Origin of the sequence: Aeromonas media (genome assembly GCF_000819985.1) — a bacterium.
GTDB classification, from domain to species: domain Bacteria; phylum Pseudomonadota; class Gammaproteobacteria; order Enterobacterales; family Aeromonadaceae; genus Aeromonas; species Aeromonas media.
Genome location: NZ_CDBZ01000082.1, coordinates 1 through 914, shown reverse-complemented (window position 1 = coordinate 914; position 914 = coordinate 1). Strand labels below are relative to the sequence as shown.

At 56.3% G+C, this 914-nt stretch carries 1 protein-coding gene; it reads right to left on the bottom strand.

Going from position 1 to position 914, the window contains the following annotated elements; translation table 11 throughout:
* The coding region (locus tag BN1127_RS22385; protein ID WP_042648975.1) for a J domain-containing protein at nt 1–914 on the bottom strand (914 nt) is incomplete at both ends.

The window sequence follows — 914 nt, the reverse complement described above, 5'->3', positions numbered from 1 at the left end:
TTGTGCAGCACCGCGCCCATTAGCCCGTCTTGCCCGCCGTAGTAGCTGACTTCGAGCTCGCGTAGCTGGCGTTTCAGCATCGGGTTGAGGTAAGCGAGGTTCTCGTCACTGAGCAGGTTATCGAACTCGGGCAGGTGGGTGTGGGCCAGCTGCAACAGGGTGAACATCTCTTTGTTTTCCCAGGCCTGGCTGAGTTGGCCCATGATGCGGGTCTTTTCCGCCTGCATGACGGGGTCGGGTTCCCGATCCGGGTGCAGCGCCAGGGCGAGCTTGCGATAGAGCTGCTTGAGGCTGGATTTGCTGAACAACTGTTCGATGCGCGCCTCTTCCTCTTGCTCACGACGTGTGCGCGCGTGGGCAAAAGCATCTTGCTGCTCAGTGCCGAAGAGAGGCTCATCGGCAAACAACTCATCATCGTCGAAGCGGGCATCCTCTTCTTTATCGACGGTGTTGCACTCTTCGGCCATATGCTGGCGCGCCGCATTCATCATGTACTCGTTCAACCGATCGGGGTTTTTGAGCATCTCGCGCAAGGTATCGATGTCATCGGGGCAGTGGCCACAAGTCTCCATCAGCATCTGGGTAAGAACGTCACACTGATAGTCGAGCTGTTCGTCATCCATGTGCAGGGCGGTATTGGTTTGGATTTGGTGAAAGAGGGGAGCCAAATCCATCTCGCCACGAAACGGATTGGACTCGATATAGCTGATGAGATCGTGGATCCAGTGGTGCAAGGTCTCCCGCTGCCACAGGGTAAAGCTCTTGCGAGCCGTAAAATCGACCAGGCGCTTGGCGAGGGCAAAGATGAGCTCGCACTGTTGACGCTCAAGGGGTTCTATTTCGCTGGTGAAACGCTGATAGATATCGCGGCCGTTGAGGGCTTGCTTGTCGATCTTTGCCTGTAGCTTTTCGAG